This is a genomic window from Acerihabitans arboris, from assembly GCF_010131535.1.
In the GTDB taxonomy this organism is placed as follows: domain Bacteria; phylum Pseudomonadota; class Gammaproteobacteria; order Enterobacterales; family Enterobacteriaceae; genus Acerihabitans; species Acerihabitans arboris.
The window spans coordinates 223,623-242,430 of sequence record NZ_WUBS01000004.1; the positions used below are offsets into that span (position 1 = coordinate 223,623).

The window sequence follows — 18,808 nt, forward strand, 5'->3', positions numbered from 1 at the left end:
GACCATACCGTACCGTTAAGCATATCGATCACTTCGCGGCGCTTGTCATAACAGGGCCCTTCAATGTTGTAGCCGGCGGTGGTGATCGCCCACATCAACGGTTGCCGGCGCGCGCCCATGCCCGTTAGCATAGTGGTATAAAGCGCGTCGCTGTCATGCTCGTGATATTCATCGACAATGGCGCAATGCGGCGAAGAGCCATCGCCCGGGTTACCGATCACCGGCTCAAAGCGGGCGCCATCTTCCGGCCGGCTGAGATTCGAGGCATTGACCTCGATACCGAACGCCTCCACCAGCGCTGGGGTGCGCTTGCACATCAGCCGCGCCGGGCGGAACACTTCCCAGGCTTGTTTCTCGGTGGTGGCGCCGGAATACACCTCCGCGCCAAATTCGTTATCGCAGGTGAAACAAAACAGGCCTACGCCCGACGAGATCACCGATTTTCCATTTTTGCGCGGTATCTCGGTATAAATCTCGCGAAAACGTCGCAGCTTGCTTCCCTTATGCACCCAGCCGAACGCGGAACAGAGGATAAAGAGTTGCCATGGCTCCAGCGTGATCGGCATACGTTTATAGGCCCATTCGCCCTTGGTGTGCGGTAACAGCTGAATAAACTTTGCCGCCTTTTCGGCCAGGTCCTTATCAAACCGAAAGCGAAACTTTTTGCTTTTCTCGGTGGCCAAATCGTCAATATGGCGCTGGCATGCGTCGATCACATACTGGCAGGCCGGAACCTTGCCGCGCACGACCTCGCGGGCATATTGATTGGCCGCGTTGACGTTCGGATAGGCTTTACGGCTCACGATGTGATCATCCTGATAAAGGGGTTGTCGGTTTTGGCTTTGCCGGCCAGGCCGATTAGCCGCTGGCGGTTATTGGGATCCAGCCCTAACATCGAGCCGGTGGTGTTCATTTCTGACTCCTGCTCTTTTTTGGCAGTGAGTTCAGGATTTTTTATCGGGCCGCCGGTGGCCCCGGTGACGGTATTGCCTTGCACCGCGATCTTCTTGACGGCCCGGCGCCAAAACTCATACGCGACGCACCAGCGCTCCAGCACCGACAGGTCGGTGACGCAAAGAATGCCCTGGCCGCATAGCTCTTTGGTGGTCAGTTGCCACATCACCGTGGCCAGCGTTAAGCCATCTTCAATTAACCACTCCGGCGGCTCGACACCCTTGATCGGGGTAAACACCGGTTCGTCTTTATTCAGGCTCCGCTTACCGGGATTTCCCGCCTGCTCCTTGCGGGCGGTAGGCTTGGCGCGACGCCCGGATCGGCCCATCGCTCCAGCCATAATCGCTCCAGTTTTAATTTCATTTTTCGCGGGTATAAAAATCAAAGGAGGCGGGCAGTACGGGATGCAAAGGGCGGTAGAGATTTGATCCCCCCCACCCGGTGGTGATAATTATTCTCATCCGAGCCGTTCTTTGGCCGTCTTGGCCTTGTGACAGGGCCAGCACAAGCTTTCAAGGTTGCGATCATCATCGGTGCCTCCGTGGGCCTTAGGGATGATATGGTCAACGCACTTGGCCTCCCGCGCGCGCGCCTGGCGCTGGCAGTTCTGGCACAGGTACTTATCGCGCTTGAGGATGCGTGGCCGGATGGTGTCCCACTGGCTGCCGTAACCCCGCTGGTGCCGGGTCATGCCTGGCTTATAGTTGCTCCACCCTTCGCCGCGGTGCGCTTCACAATAGCCGGATGGATCGCTCGTAGTTTTGGGGCAACCTTTCTTACGGTAGGCGCGGGGGATACGTGGAGGCATTGGTGCTCCTGAATATAAAAAGCCACCAGCAACCATGCCCAAGGTGGGCTGAAAGGAGTTGAGGGTGGCTTTGCATGCGCATTATCACAGAAACTCAGTGAATACCTGTGATAATGCCCTATAAGTTGGTTGGTTAGCCTGCGATAAGCGAAGAAACAGTACTGCAAATTTTCCGAAGTATATGTATATTAAGCAGAAGCTAAAAAAGAGATTTACCTTGTGAACATATGGAAATTTGCCATTTGGCCTTCTTTAACCGTCCTTGCAGTAATTGTGGCATGGGTTTTGATAAATGGCGACAAAGCCGTTGATAATATTGATAAATTTAAGAAATGGTATGGTAGTTCCCCCGCCATTACCGGTATCTGGGATAACTCAACAGAGTATGATATCGATCCTCCGAAATGGCTTACTGATCAGCACGAGTACATGCGCATAGAAATGACTGTCGAAGATTCCAAAGTTGACGGAATAATCGCAACTGAGAAATTACAAAAAGCCCTTCCTTTTGAATTCGTCCTACTTAGTGGTGACAAAAAATCCTTTAGGGATGAGATAGAGGCAGTTGCTTTTGATTACATCATGGGCAAAAAAGTCATATTTGGCACTCTTAATATTAAAGTCAAAGATGGAGTCTTGATTGTTAAAAAAACTTCCAGTAACGGCGGATATTTCCCGGATGAAGCTAGACTTGCGAAAAAGTCAGAAATAGCATTTCCTGAGCAACAGAAAAAGCCTAATGAAAAATAAGTTAGCCCACCATTTAAAATAGCTTTATTGGCTGTGGCAGTTAACATCTACTGCTTTATCGTGCGCCAGGATGTCCCTCTTTGTGCGCGGGTCTAGCGTTTTGATATCTTCGGGAGTCAGGCGGATGAGCCTCACCCAGCTACAGGCGGTATCAACGACTACCGTCTTTGTCTGTGGGGTAGGAGTACTTTGCGAGCAACTCGCTATCAACATCAGCGTCAGACATATGGTTAACGTTTTCCTGAACATTCGCGGCCTCGGTTGTTACTGTAGTTTGCCGGGTGGCCATAAGAATATCGGCTGCTGTCCGATGCTATGTATGTCGATATCAAGGAGAAAAAACACCAACGGATAACCGCAGGCCAAAAACGCACACCTTTGACTGGCACTTTACTGGAGAAATTGCAGCATGGCGAAAAGGCCACAACGTTACGACGCTAACCTGCCCCGTAATTTGGCCTTTCGCAAAAGATTTCACATTTACTCATGGCGCAATCCGATAACCGGGCAGGAATTCTCTCTGGGCAAGATCTCCCGCCGGGAAGCTGTTGCCCAGGCTATAGAGGTAAATAGTTATCTCGATCAGAGTTATATTCCTTCTAGCCTGCTTGAACGAATAAAAGAGACGCCACTGTTTACCCTATCTAAATGGCTGGATCGGTATTTTGTTATCCTCGAGCGAAGGGACTTAAAGCCCAATACAATAAAGGTGCGAAAAAATCAAATAGCCACCATCAAAGATGAATTCGGCACTTTGGCTTTAGATTCAATCACCACCAGGCAAATAGCTGGATTTCTGGAAGGATATATTGCGAGCGGAAAGAAAAGTATGGCGGTGGGTTTGCGGGGAGTGCTGTCAGATATTTTCAGGGAGGCAATGGTGGAAGGATATATCGAAAAAAATCCGGTTGACCCAACCCGGGCACCGGCGCCCGAAGTGAAGCGCGAGCGGCTGATGCTCGACAAATTCTGGGGTATCCGCCAGGCGGCCGAGCAGTCCAGTCCGTGGATTATAAACGCCATGGATCTGGCGCTGTCTACAGGGCAGCGCCGAGAGGACATCGCCAGGTTCCGGTTTTCCGATATAAGGGAAAGCAGGTTATTCGTGGATCAGGAAAAAACCGGCGCCAAGCTGGCCATACCCCTGGATCTTAAACTGAAGGCGGCCGGCATGAGACTGGGCGATATCGTGGAGCACTGCCGGAAGTATAACCCTTCTGACTATTTGATTTATTCTGATGTACGGCGTGGCGGCCGGCGACCAGGCCCCCTTACGGCGGATGGTTTGACGCAGGCATTTTCTGATGTCAGGGAAACGAGCGGGATCCAGTTTAGCGAAAACCCGCCATCATTTCACGAAATGCGGAGCCTGGCCGGGCGCCTGTATGAAATCGAATATGGAGCGGAATTTGCGCAAAAATTACTCGGACACAAGAATATGTCCATGACACAAAAATACCTCGACGCCCGCGGCGCGGAGTACGTTTTGATTTAGACCGAATATAGAATTTCGGGAGTTTTCGGGAGAAGGTCAAAAATACACTTTAAAATCAGTATGTTAAAAAAAGACCGAATACGATTCCTATATTCGGTCTAGGGAAATGGCTCTTGGGAGAGAGCCGTGCGCTAAAAGTTGGCATTAATGTAAGCTGTTAAGACTTACATTAGCTGAGTATAGGTACGGATGGCGATTTTTCCATCGCCACAGTCGCATTCCCACCCAGATTACTTCACCAAATGATAACTTTGTGATATCAAGCACACTTAGAAATATTAACATAATCAACTATAAGCTTACTACACATAACCCCCTGCCCTCACGCCGGCGCCGTACCTGAGTTTACTTCGGCGCGTCGCACAGTTGGCCGGCACGCTCGGCAAAGGGCGCGATGCTCATTTTTTCCCCCGGATTGTCCGGGTCGTCGAGCAGGATACCGTCGATAGACGTGGCGTTGACCTGGCCGCTGGTCATGGCATGGGTGGCCTGCTGATTAAGCGGATACTGCATTAATGTGCTCATATTCAGCGCAAACAGCGAGCCATCGGGGCGACAGAGCAGCTGCACCTCTTCTTTGGTAAAGGCCCACTGCTTGCCGAACTGGAATTTACTGACGGTAATAATCTGCGCCGCGCTGGCCGCCTGGGCGGCAAAGGCTAACAGCAACAACAACATACTCCGGGTTTTCATGGTTTATCCTACTGTTGGACCCGCCGCCCGCTAAGCGCCAGGGTGAGTTATCAAGGTTCGAAGGTAGCGAATATGCTCACCAGCAGCAACACCAGGTTGCCCAGGATCATCTCTGCAAGCGTAATCAAGGTCAAGATGCGAATAGCCGCCGGGTGGTGCCGCGCCATGGCCGGCACCACGCCATAGCGATTGGTCACCGCCAGGATCACCATCACCATCACCACGGTTATCTTTATCAGCAGCAGCCGCTGGTACGGCGCCGACCAATCGACCGGCCATTGGCCCAGCACCAGCGCGGTATTGGCCATGCCGCTGAGAATGACCAGCGCCACGGCAAAGTGTCCGCTGCGTGAAAACCGGATTAATGCCTGTAGCGCATCCTGGCGCGGCGACTGACGCAACAGCGGCAGGCAGATCATCAGCGGCAACAATCCGCCCAGCCACCAGGCGGCGGAAAACAGATGCACGATTTGATTGAGCCGCTGCAGCAGGCCGCGCAGGCCTTCGCTCATTGCCGTATGGCCGACCAACGCCTGGGTTGACAGCAGGCCGGCCATGGCGGCAAGCAATAAACGATGACGCAGTGCCGTTATCGTCCCAAAGCCCGCGGCAGATACCGCCGCCAGCGCGATAGGCAGATGCCATTGCCAGACGGCGCCAAAGGACGTGCCGAGCACGGCTTGCCACACCGCGGGGGAGCGGGTTTGCGTCCATCCGTCGCCCATTTGCCCCGCCTGCAACGCCAGCAGCGCAACCGCCGACAGCATGGCTATCCATGCCATGATGCGTATCGTGCCGCCCAACGCGGCGCGCAGCCGGCCGCGCAGCCCGGACGGCGCCAGGTATTCACAAAACAGCGCCATGCCGAACGCCTGCATTATCGCCGCGATATGGATATAGCGGCAGGCGGAATAACAGGCCGCCAGGCTTAGCATTTATTTAACGCTGAATTGATAGCTGCCCTGGGTTTTATGACTATCCACCGATACCACGTGCCATTGCACCCGATATTCACCTGCGGTCAGGGGTTTCTCAATGGGTACGATGATTTGCATTGGATTGGTGGGGTCAACCTTCACGGCGCCGGTGGGAATGGGCTCGTTGCCCGGGCCGGTCAGCGTCAGGCCGCTGAAGCCGGCTTCAATACCTTCGCTGAAGGTCAGCGTTAATGCCTGGGGCGCGGCGGTCATGCTGGCGTTGGCGGCCGGGTATTGCGTTTTCAGGTGCGCATGCGCCTGGGCCTGTGGTGATCCCAGCAGGGTCAGGGCGGTTAAGATCAGCGTAAACACGGGAGCGGTAAAACGTTGGCTGGACATCGATGTCATTTCCTAAGACTGAACACAATTACCCTGTCGGATAACCCGACGCTATGCGGTGCTAGACAAGCAGCAGGCGGGCACCTGGCGCCGCCGTGGCCGGTTTTTTGTCAGTTTGTCGGAAACGAGAAACCCCGGCGCTGCTACCCTGCTTACCTGAACGCAAGCTGATGATAACGGCAGCCGGGGCTGAAGTCGAGTAAAGCCAAGTACGTGATGCGACGGCTTAAATAACCGGGGACGTATTCTCGCCGCCGTTCATTTTTTTCAAATCCTGATCGATAAAGAATAATCCGCTGTTGTTGGTATCCACCAGCGCGAGCTTATCAAGAATCGATTTGAACAGCTTTTCTTCTTCATGTTGTTCGGATACGTACCACTGCAGGAAATTAAACGTCGGGTAGTCCTGCGAAATCATCGCCGCATGGACCAACTCGTTGATCTTTTGCGTGATCATCTGTTCATGCTCATAGGTACGCTTGAACAGTTCCGACAGCGAGGTGAAGCCGGTCGGCGGAGCCTCGATGGCGCCCAGCACCGGCATGGTGCCGGTGTCGTTCAGGTAGTCAAACAGACGGCGCATATGATCCATCTCTTCAAGAGACTGGGTCTTAAGGAAGGCTGAAGCGCCTTCGTAGCCCTTATCACTGCACCAGGCGCTCATTTGCAGATAAAGATTGGCGGAGAAAAACTCCAGGTTTAATTGTTCATTAAGCTTAATGGCCATTTCTTGTTTTAGCATGGGCGGACTTCCTTATGACAGTAATTTGAAAAGTGGCTGTAAACATTATGCCCATATGCTAACAAAATTTAAACCTTAATTTAACCAATGAGCCATTATATAATATTTTTACTTTTAAATCATAATCTTATTTATTTAATAATTTAACTATCGCCGGCTGAAAGAATTATTCAAAAATGGTAGTGATAGGTATTCTTATTTGTATTATGAACTGGGCGGATCGTTTTCGCAGCTATTATCACGACAATTGCATAATGCGTCTTAATACAAACGATTATTATTTGTATCCTTGCCCGGACCAGGCTTGCGTTTTCCCGTGCGGTGCCTTATTTTTAGCGTCGTAATCTTATGTGCCACAGGAGGCGGTATGGAGTATAACCTGGCCAAGCTCGGCAACGAGGCAATGGACAAGATCAACATCGATCTCGCCGCGTCAGGCGTGGCGTTCAAGGAGCGCTACAATATGCCGGTGGTGGCTGAACACGTCGAGCGGGAACAGCCGGAGCACCTGCGCGACTATTTTCGCGAACGGCTGGCTGTTTATCGCCAGGCGTCGCTAAATTATTCCCGTTTGCCATATGAGCCACGAAAATAATCCGCCAATGGCCTATAATGGTGGAGCTGTGCCCCGGCCTGAGTGAACCAGCGGCCGCAAGGCAGGCGCCGGTGAACCGCGTGCCAAGCCCGCGTGACATAGCTTGCCGTCCCGTCGGACGGGCAGCAAAATAGCACGAATTGACTTGATTATCGATGCCAACTGGCAGTTAATCATTTCTACATTTCCGGTTCTTTTACAGAGAGGTAAATCATGAGTAAGGGAATGGATCGTAAGAAAGACACGAAAAAGAAACCGCTAAAATCGCCGGAAGAAAAACGCGCCGACAAGCGTAATAGAAAGACCCAGCCTGATATCGTGTAAGGCTAACCACTGTTAAACCCGCATCTGATGCGGGTTTTTTGTTGGCGCGATTCCGGGCATAATAGGAGCTTCCTTATCCTGGACAGGTAAAGTCATGTCTTTTCGCGTTATCGATACTGAAACCTGCGGCCTGGACGGCGGCGTGGTGGAAGTGGCGTCGGTGGACGTCGTTGACGGCCAGCTGTGCAACGCCATGAGCGATCTGGTCAATCCCGATCGACCCATCGGCCATGAGGCCATGGCCATCCACCATATCACCGAGGCCATGGTCGAGGATAAACCGCGCATCGCCAAGGTTATCGGCCGCTATCACGGCAGCCCGTATTATGTGGCGCATAATGCCGCCTTCGACCGGCGCATGCTGCCGGAAATGCAGGGTCAATGGATCTGCACGGTAAAACTGGCGCGCAAACTCTATCCCGGATTGAAATACGGTAATCAGTATCTGCGCTACGCGCTAAACCTGGAGGTGACCGTGCCTGAAGGTTTGTATCCGCACCGCGCCCTGTATGACTGTTACGTCACGGCGGCGCTGCTGGTGAAGATCATCAATGATTCCGGCTGGAGCGCGGAGGAGATGGCGGCGTTATGCAATGAAGTTACCCTGCTGACCACCATGAAGTTCGGCAAGTACCGGGGCCAGCCCATGGAACGGGTGGCGCTGGAAGATCCCGGCTATCTGAAATGGATGCTGAAAAACCTGAAGGATTTGTCGGGAGATATGCGTTTTAGCATTAACCATTACCTGAACCAATCATCTTAAGCAGCGCGTCGACGCGCGCGCTGCCGTTCCTGACCTATTTTGCCGGCGCCGCCGTGCCGGCATCCTGCGATGCTGCCTGCCCCGTCAGGGACAGGATAAAGGTATATTCCATCGAAATACCCTCATAACCCTTGAAACGCCCGGATTTACCGCCGTGTCCCGAATCCATGTCGGTGCACAGCAGCAGCAGGTTATCGTTGGTCTTCGCCGCCCTGAGTTTAGCCACCCATTTGGCCGGCTCCCAATATTGCACCTGGGAGTCATGTAGGCCGGTGGTGACCAGCAGATGCGGATAGGGCTGGGCGCTGACCCGATCGTAGGGACTGTAGCGCTTCATATAGTCGTAATACTCTTTTTCTTCCGGATTGCCCCATTCGTCATATTCGCCGGTAGTCAGCGGTATGCTTTCATCAAGCATGGTGGTGACGACATCCACGAACGGCACCTGCGCCACCACCCCTTTAAACAGATCCGGCGCCATATTGATCACCGCGCCCATTAACAGGCCGCCCGCGCTGCCGCCCATGGCAAACGCCTGCTTGACGTCGCCGTAGCCGCTGTCCAGCAGGTAGCGGCTGACGTCGATAAAGTCGTGGAAGGTATTCAGCTTATTAAACAGCTTGCCGTCCTCATACCACTGCTGGCCCAATTCCCCGCCGCCGCGAATATGCGCCAGGGCGAACACAAAACCACGGTCGAGCAGGCTAAGCCGGCTGGCGCTGAAATCCGGGTCCATGCTGCTGCCGTAGGAGCCATAGCCGTACACCAGCAGCGGGTTGTGCCCCTGGCGAAACAGATCCTGGCGATAAACCAGCGATACCGGGACTTCAACGCCGTCGCGGGCGGTGACCCATAGCCGCTCACTGCGATAATGCCCGGCGTTGAAATTTTTCACCTGCGACTGTTTGAGCAGCCTGCGCTCGCCGGTCTCCATATTCAGTTCGAACAGCGTGGTCGGCGTGGTCATGGAAGAATAGCCATAGCGCAGCCACTGGGTATGGGGATCGGGATTGTAGGCCAGCCAGGTGACATAGGTCGGGTCGTCAAAGGCGATGCCCTTCTCCCCGGCGCTTCGCCAGTGGATCTGCCGCAGGCTGGTCAGGCCCTGGTGGCGTTCCTCCACCACCAGCCAATCGTTAAACAGGGTGAAGCTTTCCAATACGACGTCATCGCGCGGCGGGATCACCGGCTGCCATAGCTTTTCATCGCCCGTTTCGCCGCGGTAGAGGGCAAAATTCTTGCCGTCGCGATTGGAGCGCACATAAAAATGGCCCTGGAAGTGATCCAGCGAATATTCGTGGTCGTGACGGCGGGTGAGGAACACCTGCGGGCGCGCCTGCGGATCGTCGGCGTCCAGCAGCAGGATTTCGCCTGAGGTGGTGCTGCCCAGCGCAATGATAATATAGCGCTCGGAGGTGGTTTTATGCACGCTGACGTAAAAGGCGTCGTCCTGCTCCTCATACACCAGCTCATCCAGCCCCGTGGACGTGCCGACCCGGTGGCGGTAGACCTGATAGGGCAGCAGCGTTTTTTTATGCTTGCGCACATAGTAGAGGATTTGCGAGTCGTTGGCCCACTCAAAGCCCGACGAAGCGTCTTCAATCACTTCCGGATACCAAGAGTCGCGGGCAAGGTTCTTAAAACGAATACCATATAAGCGCCGCGACAGGAAATCCTCCGCCGCCGCCATGATGGCGTTATCGGGACTGATCTCAAGCGAACCCATGGTATAGAATTCGCTTTGCGCCGCGCGCTTGTTGCCGTCAAGCAGGATGTCCCACTCCGCCGCCTCATCCAGATCCACGCGCTGGCGGGTGTAGATGGCATACTCGTTGCCTTGCTCATAGCGGCTCTGGTAACGGTAACCACGGCGGACATAGGGCACCGAGCGATCCTGCTGGGGTATGCGCTCCACCATTTCGGTGAACAACCGGTGCCGCAGTTCCTCGTGACCCTCCATCATGGCTTCGCCATAGGTATTTTCCTGGGCCAGATAGTCCAGTACAGCCGGGTCTTCACGTTTGTCATCGCGCAGCCAATAATAATTATCGACACGTGTCTCGCCATGCACGGTCAGGTTATGTGGTCTTTTCTCAGCTATCGGGGGAAATCTCATACGCACCCTTCCTTATTTCTCATAAGAAATAGAGTGGCACGAATATGGCGGGTTGCCAAGCGCAGCGCAAGCTATCGCCCTCGCCCGGCGGGGATGATTAACGCGTCGGGACGTGAGCGATGCGCGCGTTAACCTGTTGCTCCAGCCCGGTTTTTACGTCGTCAGGAATTTTCAGGGCACGCGCCAGCGCATCCATATAGCTCCTCTCCATAAAATGATCGACGTCGGCCACCGCGCAGCTGAGGTAATAGATCTCCAGGGCCTCGTCCTCGCTGTGAATATCCCGCGCCAGGCGCTCCGGGTCCAGCGGCTGGGCGATGGCGTCCTGGACCAGATGCTCAACATCCTCCCCTAACCCCAACTGATGCATGCTTTCCCGTAGGGATCGCTGCTCGCTGTCGTCGATATGGCCGTCGGCCTTGGCGGCAAACACCAGCGCCATCACCAGCCGCTGGGTACGCCGGTCAACCGGGGTGGCGGGCTGGGTAAACTGCGGGTCATTTTGATGGGCGTCGCGCACGCGTTTTTTGTACTGATCCCAAACAACCGCGCCTATCGCGGCGCCGCCGCCGATAAACAAGGCATTTTTGCCCACCGCGCCAACCATCTTGCGCGAGGATTTATTCGCCACCAGCAGGCCGACCAGCCCGCCGAGCGCGCCGGGCGCCAGCAGTCCGGCCAGGTTAGCGCCGCCGCCCTGGCCGCCCTTCGGCTGGACCATGGCCTGGATTTTATGCATCCATTGATTCATTGTCGTTCCCCATTCGGTAGTGTATGCCGGGCGATGGCCGGTGCCACACCACCTAAGCTAGAGGATTTAGTGTCAAGTTATTAAAAGGGTTTGCAAAGATAGCTGGAGGAACCCTCGCCGGACGCGCGTTTACGCCGCGCGTCCGGTAGGAGGGTTACGGCTGGAGGGAATAACTTATTTCGCCTTTTTCGCAATCAAGGTCAACCAGGTAAGCGCGATCGGCGGTTTGGCCGCGGATTTTCAGCGGCGCCTGCCAATTATCCCCGCTGCCGGTAATATCTTCGGGATTCACCTGCGCGACAATGGTATCGCCTAGGGCTTTTTTATCGTCGTCGGTATGGGGGAAACGGTTCTGGGTGTAGTCCTGCTTAATCAACTCCGCCACCTGGGGGGCGTTCTGGTCGGGACAGGCCGAAACCTTATAGATTTTGCCAGGCTGGTTTTTTTTGACCGGTTCCTTGGGCGCGGCGGCGGGCGCCGCGGTATCGGACTTGGCGGCTTTATCCGCCGGGGCGGCTTTTTTAGCCGGCGCGGGTTTATCATTGGCGGATTTATCGGCCGCCGCTTTATCTGCGGCCGGTTTGTCGGCAGCGGGTTTGTCAACGGCCGGTTTATCGGCGTCGGGTTTGTCCGTCACCGGTTTTTTAGCCGGCTCGCTGGCAGGGGCGGCATGATCCGCCGGCGTCGTCTGCGCCGGGGCGGCGGTAGCCGGTTGGGCATCCTGCGACTGGCCGTCGGCCTGTTGTGTGGTGGATGAGCTGCTGTCCGTTGACGTTTGCGCGGCCGTTGCTGGCGCCACCACCGGCGGCGCCTGATCTTCCGCCGCCGCGATTGACGATAGCATCATGCCGATAGCGATAACGCCTATCCGGCCGATTCCCGTTTTATGCATAAATCCTCCACTTGTCCTGTAATCCGTGTCTCAAGGTATTGAATGATAATAGCCTGTTAAATTTACCTTGAGAACGGGAATTATACGAACTACGGCAAAAGCCGGATATTTTCTTTCCGCCCCGGCCGCGTCTGCCCGTCGGAATGAGCGGCGATTCACCGGTGCTGCTGCATACGCAAACGTTTTCGTTTATACTGCGCGCAATTTTTATCAAGTCAGGTGAAAACGTATGCTAATCATTGGAACGGCGTTACGTCCCAACGCTACGCGGGTTATGCTGCTCGGCAGCGGCGAACTGGGCAAAGAGGTGGCCATTGAGTGTCAACGGCTGGGCGTGGAAGTGATTGCCGTCGATCGTTATGCCGATGCGCCGGCAATGCACGTCGCCCACCGCGCGCACGTCATCAATATGCTGGACGGTGAGGCGCTCAGGGCGGTGATTGAATTGGAACGCCCCGATTTTATCGTGCCGGAAATTGAAGCCATTGCCACCGATATGCTGGTGACCCTGGAGCAACAGGGCCATCATGTGGTGCCCTGCGCCCAGGCCACCCGCCTGACCATGAATCGCGAGGGCATCCGCCGCCTGGCGGCCGAGACCCTGGGACTGCCCACCTCCACCTACCGTTTTGCCGCCGACCGCGCCGAACTGGAGCAGGCGGTGGCGGCCATCGGTTATCCGCTGATCATCAAGCCGGTGATGAGTTCATCGGGCAAGGGCCAGAGCCTGGTGCGCGACGCCGCCGGCCTGGACGCGGCCTGGACCTATGCCCAGCAGGGCGGCCGTGCCGGCGGCGGCAAGGTGATTGTCGAAGGGCTGGTCGCCTTTGATTTTGAAATTACCCTGCTCACCGTCAGCGCGGTCGACGGTATCCATTTTTGCGATCCCATCGGCCATCGCCAGGAAGACGGCGATTACCGCGAATCCTGGCAACCACAGCAAATGAGCGTGCTTGCGTTGCAGCGCGCGCGCGACATTGCGCAGAAAGCGGTAACCGCCCTCGGCGGCAGGGGATTATTCGGTGTCGAACTGTTTGTGCGCGGCGACGACGTGATTTTCAGCGAGGTTTCGCCGCGTCCGCACGATACCGGCATGGTGACCCTGATATCACAGGATCTTTCCGAGTTCGCCCTGCATGTGCGCGCTTTCCTGGGACTGCCGGTCGGCGCCGTACGCCAGTACGGCCCGGCGGCTTCGGCGGTCATCCTGCCGGAACTGGACAGTACCGATGTGCGTTTTAGCGGTCTTGGGCAGGCGCTGAAACCCCATACGCAGATCAGGCTGTTCGGCAAGCCCGGGATAAGCGGCAAGCGCCGGCTCGGCGTGGCATTGGCCATGGCGGACACGGTGGAAGACGCGGTGAGGACTGCCAAGGCCTGCGCGGCGGCGGTCAAGGTCAGCGGCTGATATCCCCGGCAAAACTTAATAAAAAAGCCAGGCTTCCGGTAACAGGGAGCCTGGCTTTTTATATTTACCAGGACATGCTTTTAGAGCTTGGCGCCGGACACCGCGTCTTTAGCCAGCTCGGTGATGCGCGCGTAATCGCCCGCTTCCAGCGCGTCGTTCGGCACCAGCCAGGAGCCGCCGATGCACAGCACGCTTTTCAGCGCCAGGTAATCGCGGTAGTTTTTCGGTGAAATACCACCGGTGGGACAAAAACGCACCTGCGAGAACGGGCCGGCGATGGCTTGCAGCGCCTTGACGCCGCCGTTGGCTTCGGCCGGGAAAAATTTAAACTCACGCAGGCCGTAATCCATACCAAGCATCAGTTCGGATACGGTGGCAATGCCTGGAATCAATGGAATGGTGCCCGCGACGGCGGCTTTAAGCAACGGCTCGGTCAGGCCAGGGCTGATGGCGAACTGGGCGCCGGCGGCGGTGACTTCAGCCAGTTGTTCTACGTTGGTCACGGTGCCCGCGCCGACGATGGCCTCGGGAACTTCTTTGGCTATGGCGCGGATAGCGTCCATTGCGCAGACGGTGCGTAAGGTCACTTCCAGCACGCGTACCCCGCCGGCGACCAGCGCCTTGGCCAAGGGAACCGCATGTTCCAGCTTATTGATAACGATAACGGGCACTACCGGGCCTGAGGTCAGGATAGTTTCCGCGCTTGTTTTCCAGTTATTCATGACTTTCTGTCTCCGTATAAACATCATCACCGCGGGTTCACATTGTTAACACCACGCGCGGTTAAAAATTACCGGTGCGGGACGTATTATCCGGCACCGGTTGGGAATGCGGTATTATTCGAACTCGTTCCAGGAGCGCCCGTCACGGGTAATCATGGCAACCGACGCCACCGGTCCCCAGGTGCCGGCCTGATAAGGCTTAGGCGCTTCATTGTCGGATGCCCAGGCTTCCATAATGGAATCCACCCAGGTCCACGCCTCCTCCACTTCGTCGCGGCGCACGAACAGCGCCTGGATGCCGCGCATGGTTTCCAGCAGCAGCCGCTCGTAGGCGTCCGCCAAATGCTCATGGCTAAAGGTTTCGCTGAAACTTAAATCCAGCTTGGTGGTTTGCAGGCGATGTTTATGATCAAGCCCTGGCACCTTGTTGAGGATTTCAATATCCATGCCCTCGTCGGGCTGCAGGCGGATGGTCAGCTTGTTCTGCGGCAGCACCTGATAGGAATCGCGGAACAGGTTGAGCGCCGGGTTTTTGAAATACACCACCACCTCGGAAGATTTGGTCGGCAAACGCTTGCCGGTCCGCAGGTAGAAAGGCACGCCGGCCCAGCGCCAGTTGTCGATGTCCACCCGGATCGAGACAAAGGTTTCGGTATTGCTGGACTTATTGGCGCCCTCTTCCTCCAGGTAGCCGGGCACTTTTTTACCCTGCACGAACCCCGCGGTATATTGCCCGCGCACCGTGGTATCGCGCATATTGGTATGGTCGATTGGCCGCAGGGCGCGCAGCACCTTCACTTTTTCATCGCGGATGCGATCGGTGGTCAGATCGGATGGCGGCGACATGGCGATAATGCTTAGGATCTGCAGCAGATGGCTTTGGATCATGTCGCGCATCTGGCCGGCCTTGTCAAAATACCCCCAGCGCCCTTCTATGCCCACTTCTTCCGCCACGGTAATCTGGACATGATCGATAGTCCGGTTATCCCAGTTGGTGGCGAACAGGGAGTTGGCAAAGCGCAGCGCCAGCAGGTTTAGCACCGTTTCTTTACCCAGGTAATGGTCAATACGGTATACCTGGCACTCTTTAAAATACTCCGCCACCTGATCGTTGATAACGCGCGAAGACGCCAGATCGGTGCCCAGCGGTTTTTCCATGACCACCCGGCTCGGCTCTTTATTCAGGCCGGCCTGGCCCAGGCCCTGGCAGATGGCGCCAAAGGTATTGGGCGGCATGGCGAAATAGTTGATGGTGGTGCGGGCTTCCTGGTCGAGTTTTTCCCCCAACCGGTTGAAATGCTTGGTTTCGTTAACATCAAGGTTACAAAAATCCAGGCGGCCGCTAAGCGTTTTCCACAGTTTCTCGTCGATGGGTTCCTTCATAAAGGTTTCCAGCGCCTCGCGCACCACCTTGGTATAGGCTTTCACGTCCCAATCAGCCCGGCCGACGCCGATAATACGCGTCTCCGGGTGAATGGAACCTGCTTTTTCCAGCTGATACAGCGACGGCAGCAGCTTGCGGCGTGCCAGATCGCCTTTGGTGCCGAAAATAACCAGATCGCATGCCTGGGCTATGGATGTTAGCGCCATGTTCCTCTCCTCGTGCAGGATGTTTGTAATTTTATTACATTTTGAATGGTTTTATTTTGATGCCGGCCAAAAAATTGCCATAAAAACCGCGTGACAACGCATATTTGCGCCTGAAAATGCACCATGCCCCCAACGAAAATGTAATTTATTAACATTTTTGTCAATACATTACACTTATGAAAGCTAGACACAGCTCATAGTCTGGCAAAAAACCTGCCGTGCCGGTCAGATTAACTGCCTTTGCACCGCGGGTCGTAGTATATTTCAACAAATCGGTAATGATTTCTCCTTTGTGTGAAATCGGTGAAACCCATGAGCTATTAACTTATGAACATGCTGGAAAAAATTAACAGTCATATGGAATTGCTGAGTAAGTCCGAGCGCAAGGTGGCGGAGGTGATCCTGGCTTCGCCGCAGACCGCTATTCATTCCAGCATTGCCATATTGGCCAGGATGGCCGACGTGAGCGAACCTACCGTCAACCGTTTTTGCCGTCGCCTTGATACCAAAGGGTATCCTGATTTCAAATTGCAGCTTGCACAGAGTTTGGCTAATGGTACACCTTATGTAAACCGTAATGTGGATGAGAATGACGGCGTTGATTCCTACACGGTAAAAATTTTTGAATCCACCATGGCAAGCCTGGAGCAGGTAAAAACCCGCCTTGACATCAGCGCGGTCAACCGGGCGGTGGACTTACTGACCCAGGCGAAGAAAATCTCCTTCTTCGGCCTGGGCGCTTCCGCGGCTGTCGCCCACGACGCCATGAATAAATTTTTTCGTTTTAACATCCCCATCGTCTATTCCGAGGATATCGTGATGCAGCGCATGAGCTGCATGAATTCCAGCGAAGGCGACGTGGTGGTGCTGATCTCCCATACCGGCCGGACAAAAATGCTGGTGGACCTGGCCGGGCTGGCGCGGGAGAATGACGCCACCGTTATCGCCATCACGTCCCCGTACTCGCCGCTGGCCCACGAGGCTTCGCTGACGCTGGCCCTGGATGTGCCCGAGGATACCGATGTCTTTATGCCGATGATATCGCGCATTGCCCAATTGACCCTGATCGATGTCCTCGCCACCGGATTTACCCTGCGCCGCGGCGCAAAATTCAGGGATAACTTGAAGCGGGTCAAGGAAGCGTTAAGGGAATCGCGCTTTGATAAAGTCGATTCAGCAGCATATAAATTTGATTAATATCGTAAGATATGAAAAATAACCTCTCATGACAGCCCTGGCTCCACCGGGCGACGCAAAGATGGGGAACGTTTTAATACAGCCGGACTTACGGAAACGCGCGGCATATCTTGCCGCAATCTCATGTTACCGTCGGTTTCGATGTTTTCGCTACACCAATAATGCCCAAGTCAACGGAGTTATCCATGTCCAGACGGCTCAGAAGAACCAAGATTGTAACTACCCTGGGGCCAGCCACCGACCGCGACAATAATTTGGAAAAAATTATTGCCGCCGGCGCCAATGTGGTTCGCCTTAATTTTTCCCACGGTACTGCGGAAGATCATTTCAATCGGGCCAATAAAGTACGTGAAATTGCCGCCAAGCTGGGACGGCATGTGGCAATACTCGGCGATCTGCAAGGGCCGAAGATTCGCGTGTCGACCTTCAGGGAAGGCAAGGTATTCCTGAGCGTCGGCGATAAGTTTCTCCTTGATGCCAACCTGGGCGTCGGCGAGGGCGATCGGGAAAGCGTCGGCATTGATTATAAAGGCCTGCCCGGCGATGTGGTTCCCGGCGATGTCCTGCTGCTTGACGACGGCCGCGTACAGCTGAAAGTACGGGAAGTCCAGGGCATGAAGGTATTTACCGAGGTGACCGTGGGCGGCCCGTTGTCCAACAACAAGGGCATCAATAAAATGGGCGGCGGACTCTCGGCGCCCGCGCTGACCGAAAAGGATAAGGCCGATATCATTACCGCCGCTAAAATCGGCGTGGATTACCTGGCGGTCTCCTTTCCGCGTACCGGTGAAGATCTCAACTATGCGCGCCGCCTGGCCCGCGACGCCGGCTGCAACGCCAAGATCGTGTCCAAGGTGGAACGCGCCGAGGCGGTCGCCAGCGACGAGGCCATGGACGATATTATCCTGGCTTCCGACGTGGTGATGGTGGCCCGTGGCGATCTGGGCGTGGAAATCGGCGATCCGGAGCTGGTCGGCATCCAGAAAAAACTGATCCGTCGCGCCCGCAAGCTGAATCGCGCGGTGATTACCGCCACCCAGATGATGGAATCGATGATCACCAACCCGATGCCGACCCGCGCCGAAGTCATGGACGTGGCGAACGCGGTGCTGGACGGCACCGACGCGGTGATGCTCTCCGCCGAAACCGCGGCCGGACAGTATCCGGCGGAAACGGTGGCGGCCATGGCGCGGGTCTGCCTGGGCGCGGAAAAGATCCCCAGCATCAATGTATCCAAACATCGCCTGGACGTGCAGTTTGACAATATCGAAGAAGCCATCGCCATGTCCAGCATGTACGCGGCCAATCATCTGAAAGGGGTGAGCGCCATTATCACCATGACCGAATCAGGCCGCACCCCCCTGATGATGTCGCGCATCAGCTCCGGCCTGCCGATTTTTGCCCTGTCCAGGCATGAGCATACGCTGAATCTCACCGCGCTCTATCGCGGGGTGACGCCGGTCTATTTCGACAGCGACGGCGACGGCGTGGCCGCGGCTACCCATGCCGCCAACCTGCTGCGCGATAAAGGTTTCCTGATGTCGGGCGACTTGGTGATTATCACCCAGGGCGATGTGATGAGCATGGTGGGCACCACCAACACCAGCCGCATCCTGCTGGTAGAGTAGCCAAATCAGTAACGGGCCCTGGGCGGCGAAGGCGCCCGGGCGCTATCTGGCTCGCCAGGGGCCC

At 55.5% G+C, this 18,808-nt stretch carries 19 protein-coding genes and 1 pseudogene; 7 read left to right on the forward strand and 13 right to left on the reverse strand.

Features of this window, described 5'->3' with window-relative positions:
• Positions 1 to 5: 5 nt before the first annotated feature.
• From GRH90_RS07180 to GRH90_RS07190, 3 genes and pseudogenes are all read right to left on the reverse strand, one after another.
• Positions 6 to 803: pseudogene (locus GRH90_RS07180) on the reverse strand (terminase large subunit domain-containing protein); the annotation flags it as partial.
• Positions 800 to 1,294, reverse strand: a complete 495-nt coding sequence (locus GRH90_RS07185; RefSeq protein WP_162365257.1) for a phage terminase small subunit P27 family — start codon at positions 1,292 to 1,294, stop codon at positions 800 to 802. The pseudogene GRH90_RS07180 and the gene GRH90_RS07185, both read right to left, overlap by 4 nt.
• A gap of 117 nt (positions 1,295 to 1,411) precedes the next feature.
• The gene (locus GRH90_RS07190; RefSeq protein WP_162365258.1) at positions 1,412 to 1,762 is read right to left on the reverse strand and encodes an HNH endonuclease; all 351 of its coding nucleotides are present in this window, start codon (positions 1,760 to 1,762) and stop codon (positions 1,412 to 1,414) included.
• Between the two features lie 219 nt (positions 1,763 to 1,981).
• Here GRH90_RS07190 and GRH90_RS07195 point away from each other — a divergent pair, with 219 nt between their 5' ends.
• A complete protein-coding gene (locus GRH90_RS07195) occupies positions 1,982 to 2,512 on the forward strand; it encodes a hypothetical protein (RefSeq protein WP_162365259.1) in 531 nt (176 codons plus the stop codon).
• 24 nt (positions 2,513 to 2,536) lie between these two features.
• On the opposite strand, the gene GRH90_RS26190 is transcribed toward GRH90_RS07195, so the two are convergent.
• Positions 2,537 to 2,725 carry a hypothetical protein gene (locus tag GRH90_RS26190; protein ID WP_246235934.1) on the reverse strand — a complete coding sequence of 63 codons (189 nt, stop codon included), beginning with the start codon at positions 2,723 to 2,725 and terminating at the stop codon, positions 2,537 to 2,539.
• Between the two features lie 196 nt (positions 2,726 to 2,921).
• On the opposite strand from GRH90_RS26190, the gene GRH90_RS07200 reads away from it, so the two are divergent.
• Complete coding sequence (locus GRH90_RS07200; protein ID WP_162365260.1) at positions 2,922 to 4,007, forward strand: tyrosine-type recombinase/integrase; 1,086 nt, start codon at positions 2,922 to 2,924, stop codon at positions 4,005 to 4,007.
• 345 nt (positions 4,008 to 4,352) lie between these two features.
• On the opposite strand, the gene GRH90_RS07205 is transcribed toward GRH90_RS07200, so the two are convergent.
• The 4 genes from GRH90_RS07205 to ftnA form a co-directional block, all read right to left on the reverse strand.
• A complete protein-coding gene (locus tag GRH90_RS07205; protein ID WP_162365261.1) occupies positions 4,353 to 4,700 on the reverse strand; it encodes a YebY family protein in 348 nt (115 codons plus the stop codon).
• 50 nt (positions 4,701 to 4,750) lie between these two features.
• A complete protein-coding gene (gene copD / locus GRH90_RS07210; protein ID WP_162365262.1) occupies positions 4,751 to 5,635 on the reverse strand; it encodes a copper homeostasis membrane protein CopD in 885 nt (294 codons plus the stop codon).
• On the reverse strand, positions 5,636 to 6,016 hold the full coding sequence (gene yobA, locus GRH90_RS07215) for a CopC domain-containing protein YobA (RefSeq protein ID WP_162365263.1): 381 nt from the start codon (positions 6,014 to 6,016) through the stop codon (positions 5,636 to 5,638).
• Between the two features lie 226 nt (positions 6,017 to 6,242).
• On the reverse strand, positions 6,243 to 6,758 hold the full coding sequence (gene ftnA, locus GRH90_RS07220; protein ID WP_162365264.1) for a non-heme ferritin: 516 nt from the start codon (positions 6,756 to 6,758) through the stop codon (positions 6,243 to 6,245).
• A 367-nt stretch (positions 6,759 to 7,125) separates the two neighbouring features.
• Here ftnA and GRH90_RS07225 point away from each other — a divergent pair, with 367 nt between their 5' ends.
• Both GRH90_RS07225 and exoX read left to right on the forward strand, forming a co-directional pair.
• Positions 7,126 to 7,353 (forward strand): DNA polymerase III subunit theta, encoded by a 228-nt coding sequence (locus GRH90_RS07225; RefSeq protein WP_162365265.1) that lies wholly within the window; start codon positions 7,126 to 7,128, stop codon positions 7,351 to 7,353.
• A gap of 418 nt (positions 7,354 to 7,771) precedes the next feature.
• Positions 7,772 to 8,440 (forward strand): exodeoxyribonuclease X, encoded by a 669-nt coding sequence (exoX, locus tag GRH90_RS07230; protein ID WP_162365266.1) that lies wholly within the window; start codon positions 7,772 to 7,774, stop codon positions 8,438 to 8,440.
• Between the two features lie 34 nt (positions 8,441 to 8,474).
• On the opposite strand, the gene GRH90_RS07235 is transcribed toward exoX, so the two are convergent.
• The 3 genes from GRH90_RS07235 to GRH90_RS07245 all read right to left on the reverse strand — a co-directional run bounded on the left by GRH90_RS07235 (position 8,475) and on the right by GRH90_RS07245 (position 12,199).
• Positions 8,475 to 10,556 (reverse strand): S9 family peptidase, encoded by a 2,082-nt coding sequence (locus tag GRH90_RS07235; protein ID WP_162365267.1) that lies wholly within the window; start codon positions 10,554 to 10,556, stop codon positions 8,475 to 8,477.
• 97 nt (positions 10,557 to 10,653) lie between these two features.
• A complete protein-coding gene (locus GRH90_RS07240) occupies positions 10,654 to 11,307 on the reverse strand; it encodes a tellurite resistance TerB family protein (protein WP_162365268.1) in 654 nt (217 codons plus the stop codon).
• A 154-nt stretch (positions 11,308 to 11,461) separates the two neighbouring features.
• Complete coding sequence (locus GRH90_RS07245; RefSeq protein WP_162365269.1) at positions 11,462 to 12,199, reverse strand: YebF family protein; 738 nt, start codon at positions 12,197 to 12,199, stop codon at positions 11,462 to 11,464.
• Positions 12,200 to 12,428: 229 nt separating this feature from the next.
• Between GRH90_RS07245 and purT the strand changes: the two genes are divergently transcribed.
• Positions 12,429 to 13,607, forward strand: coding sequence for a formate-dependent phosphoribosylglycinamide formyltransferase (purT, locus tag GRH90_RS07250; RefSeq protein ID WP_162365270.1), 1,179 nt, complete (start codon positions 12,429 to 12,431; stop codon positions 13,605 to 13,607).
• A gap of 80 nt (positions 13,608 to 13,687) precedes the next feature.
• Here the strand turns inward: purT and GRH90_RS07255 are convergent, their stop codons facing one another.
• Together GRH90_RS07255 and zwf are read right to left on the reverse strand one after the other, a co-directional pair.
• On the reverse strand, positions 13,688 to 14,329 hold the full coding sequence (locus tag GRH90_RS07255; RefSeq protein ID WP_162365271.1) for a bifunctional 4-hydroxy-2-oxoglutarate aldolase/2-dehydro-3-deoxy-phosphogluconate aldolase: 642 nt from the start codon (positions 14,327 to 14,329) through the stop codon (positions 13,688 to 13,690).
• Between the two features lie 114 nt (positions 14,330 to 14,443).
• The gene (zwf, locus tag GRH90_RS07260) at positions 14,444 to 15,919 is read right to left on the reverse strand and encodes a glucose-6-phosphate dehydrogenase (RefSeq protein ID WP_162365272.1); all 1,476 of its coding nucleotides are present in this window, start codon (positions 15,917 to 15,919) and stop codon (positions 14,444 to 14,446) included.
• 327 nt (positions 15,920 to 16,246) lie between these two features.
• Here zwf and GRH90_RS07265 point away from each other — a divergent pair, with 327 nt between their 5' ends.
• Both GRH90_RS07265 and pyk read left to right on the forward strand, forming a co-directional pair.
• Entirely contained in the window at positions 16,247 to 17,116 is an 870-nt protein-coding gene (locus GRH90_RS07265) for a MurR/RpiR family transcriptional regulator (protein WP_162365273.1), read from the forward strand.
• A gap of 185 nt (positions 17,117 to 17,301) precedes the next feature.
• Complete coding sequence (pyk, locus tag GRH90_RS07270; RefSeq protein WP_162365274.1) at positions 17,302 to 18,744, forward strand: pyruvate kinase; 1,443 nt, start codon at positions 17,302 to 17,304, stop codon at positions 18,742 to 18,744.
• Positions 18,745 to 18,808 lie beyond the last annotated feature (64 nt).

Excerpts from the sequence above, each read along its gene's own strand:
- GRH90_RS07185 (WP_162365257.1), bottom strand. The coding sequence starts at position 1,294 with ATGGCTGGAGCGATGGGCCGATCCGGGCGTCGCGCCAAGCCTACCGCC.
- GRH90_RS07190 (WP_162365258.1), bottom strand. The coding sequence starts at position 1,762 with ATGCCTCCACGTATCCCCCGCGCCTACCGTAAGAAAGGTTGCCCCAAA.
- GRH90_RS26190 (WP_246235934.1), bottom strand. The coding sequence starts at position 2,725 with ATGTTGATAGCGAGTTGCTCGCAAAGTACTCCTACCCCACAGACAAAG.
- GRH90_RS07200 (WP_162365260.1), top strand. The coding sequence starts at position 2,922 with ATGGCGAAAAGGCCACAACGTTACGACGCTAACCTGCCCCGTAATTTG.
- GRH90_RS07205 (WP_162365261.1), bottom strand. The coding sequence starts at position 4,700 with ATGAAAACCCGGAGTATGTTGTTGTTGCTGTTAGCCTTTGCCGCCCAG.
- copD (WP_162365262.1), bottom strand. The coding sequence starts at position 5,635 with ATGCTAAGCCTGGCGGCCTGTTATTCCGCCTGCCGCTATATCCATATC.
- yobA (WP_162365263.1), bottom strand. The coding sequence starts at position 6,016 with ATGTCCAGCCAACGTTTTACCGCTCCCGTGTTTACGCTGATCTTAACC.
- ftnA (WP_162365264.1), bottom strand. The coding sequence starts at position 6,758 with ATGCTAAAACAAGAAATGGCCATTAAGCTTAATGAACAATTAAACCTG.
- GRH90_RS07225 (WP_162365265.1), top strand. The coding sequence starts at position 7,126 with ATGGAGTATAACCTGGCCAAGCTCGGCAACGAGGCAATGGACAAGATC.
- exoX (WP_162365266.1), top strand. The coding sequence starts at position 7,772 with ATGTCTTTTCGCGTTATCGATACTGAAACCTGCGGCCTGGACGGCGGC.
- GRH90_RS07235 (WP_162365267.1), bottom strand. The coding sequence starts at position 10,556 with ATGAGATTTCCCCCGATAGCTGAGAAAAGACCACATAACCTGACCGTG.
- GRH90_RS07240 (WP_162365268.1), bottom strand. The coding sequence starts at position 11,307 with ATGAATCAATGGATGCATAAAATCCAGGCCATGGTCCAGCCGAAGGGC.
- GRH90_RS07245 (WP_162365269.1), bottom strand. The coding sequence starts at position 12,199 with ATGCATAAAACGGGAATCGGCCGGATAGGCGTTATCGCTATCGGCATG.
- purT (WP_162365270.1), top strand. The coding sequence starts at position 12,429 with ATGCTAATCATTGGAACGGCGTTACGTCCCAACGCTACGCGGGTTATG.
- GRH90_RS07255 (WP_162365271.1), bottom strand. The coding sequence starts at position 14,329 with ATGAATAACTGGAAAACAAGCGCGGAAACTATCCTGACCTCAGGCCCG.
- zwf (WP_162365272.1), bottom strand. The coding sequence starts at position 15,919 with ATGGCGCTAACATCCATAGCCCAGGCATGCGATCTGGTTATTTTCGGC.
- GRH90_RS07265 (WP_162365273.1), top strand. The coding sequence starts at position 16,247 with ATGAACATGCTGGAAAAAATTAACAGTCATATGGAATTGCTGAGTAAG.
- pyk (WP_162365274.1), top strand. The coding sequence starts at position 17,302 with ATGTCCAGACGGCTCAGAAGAACCAAGATTGTAACTACCCTGGGGCCA.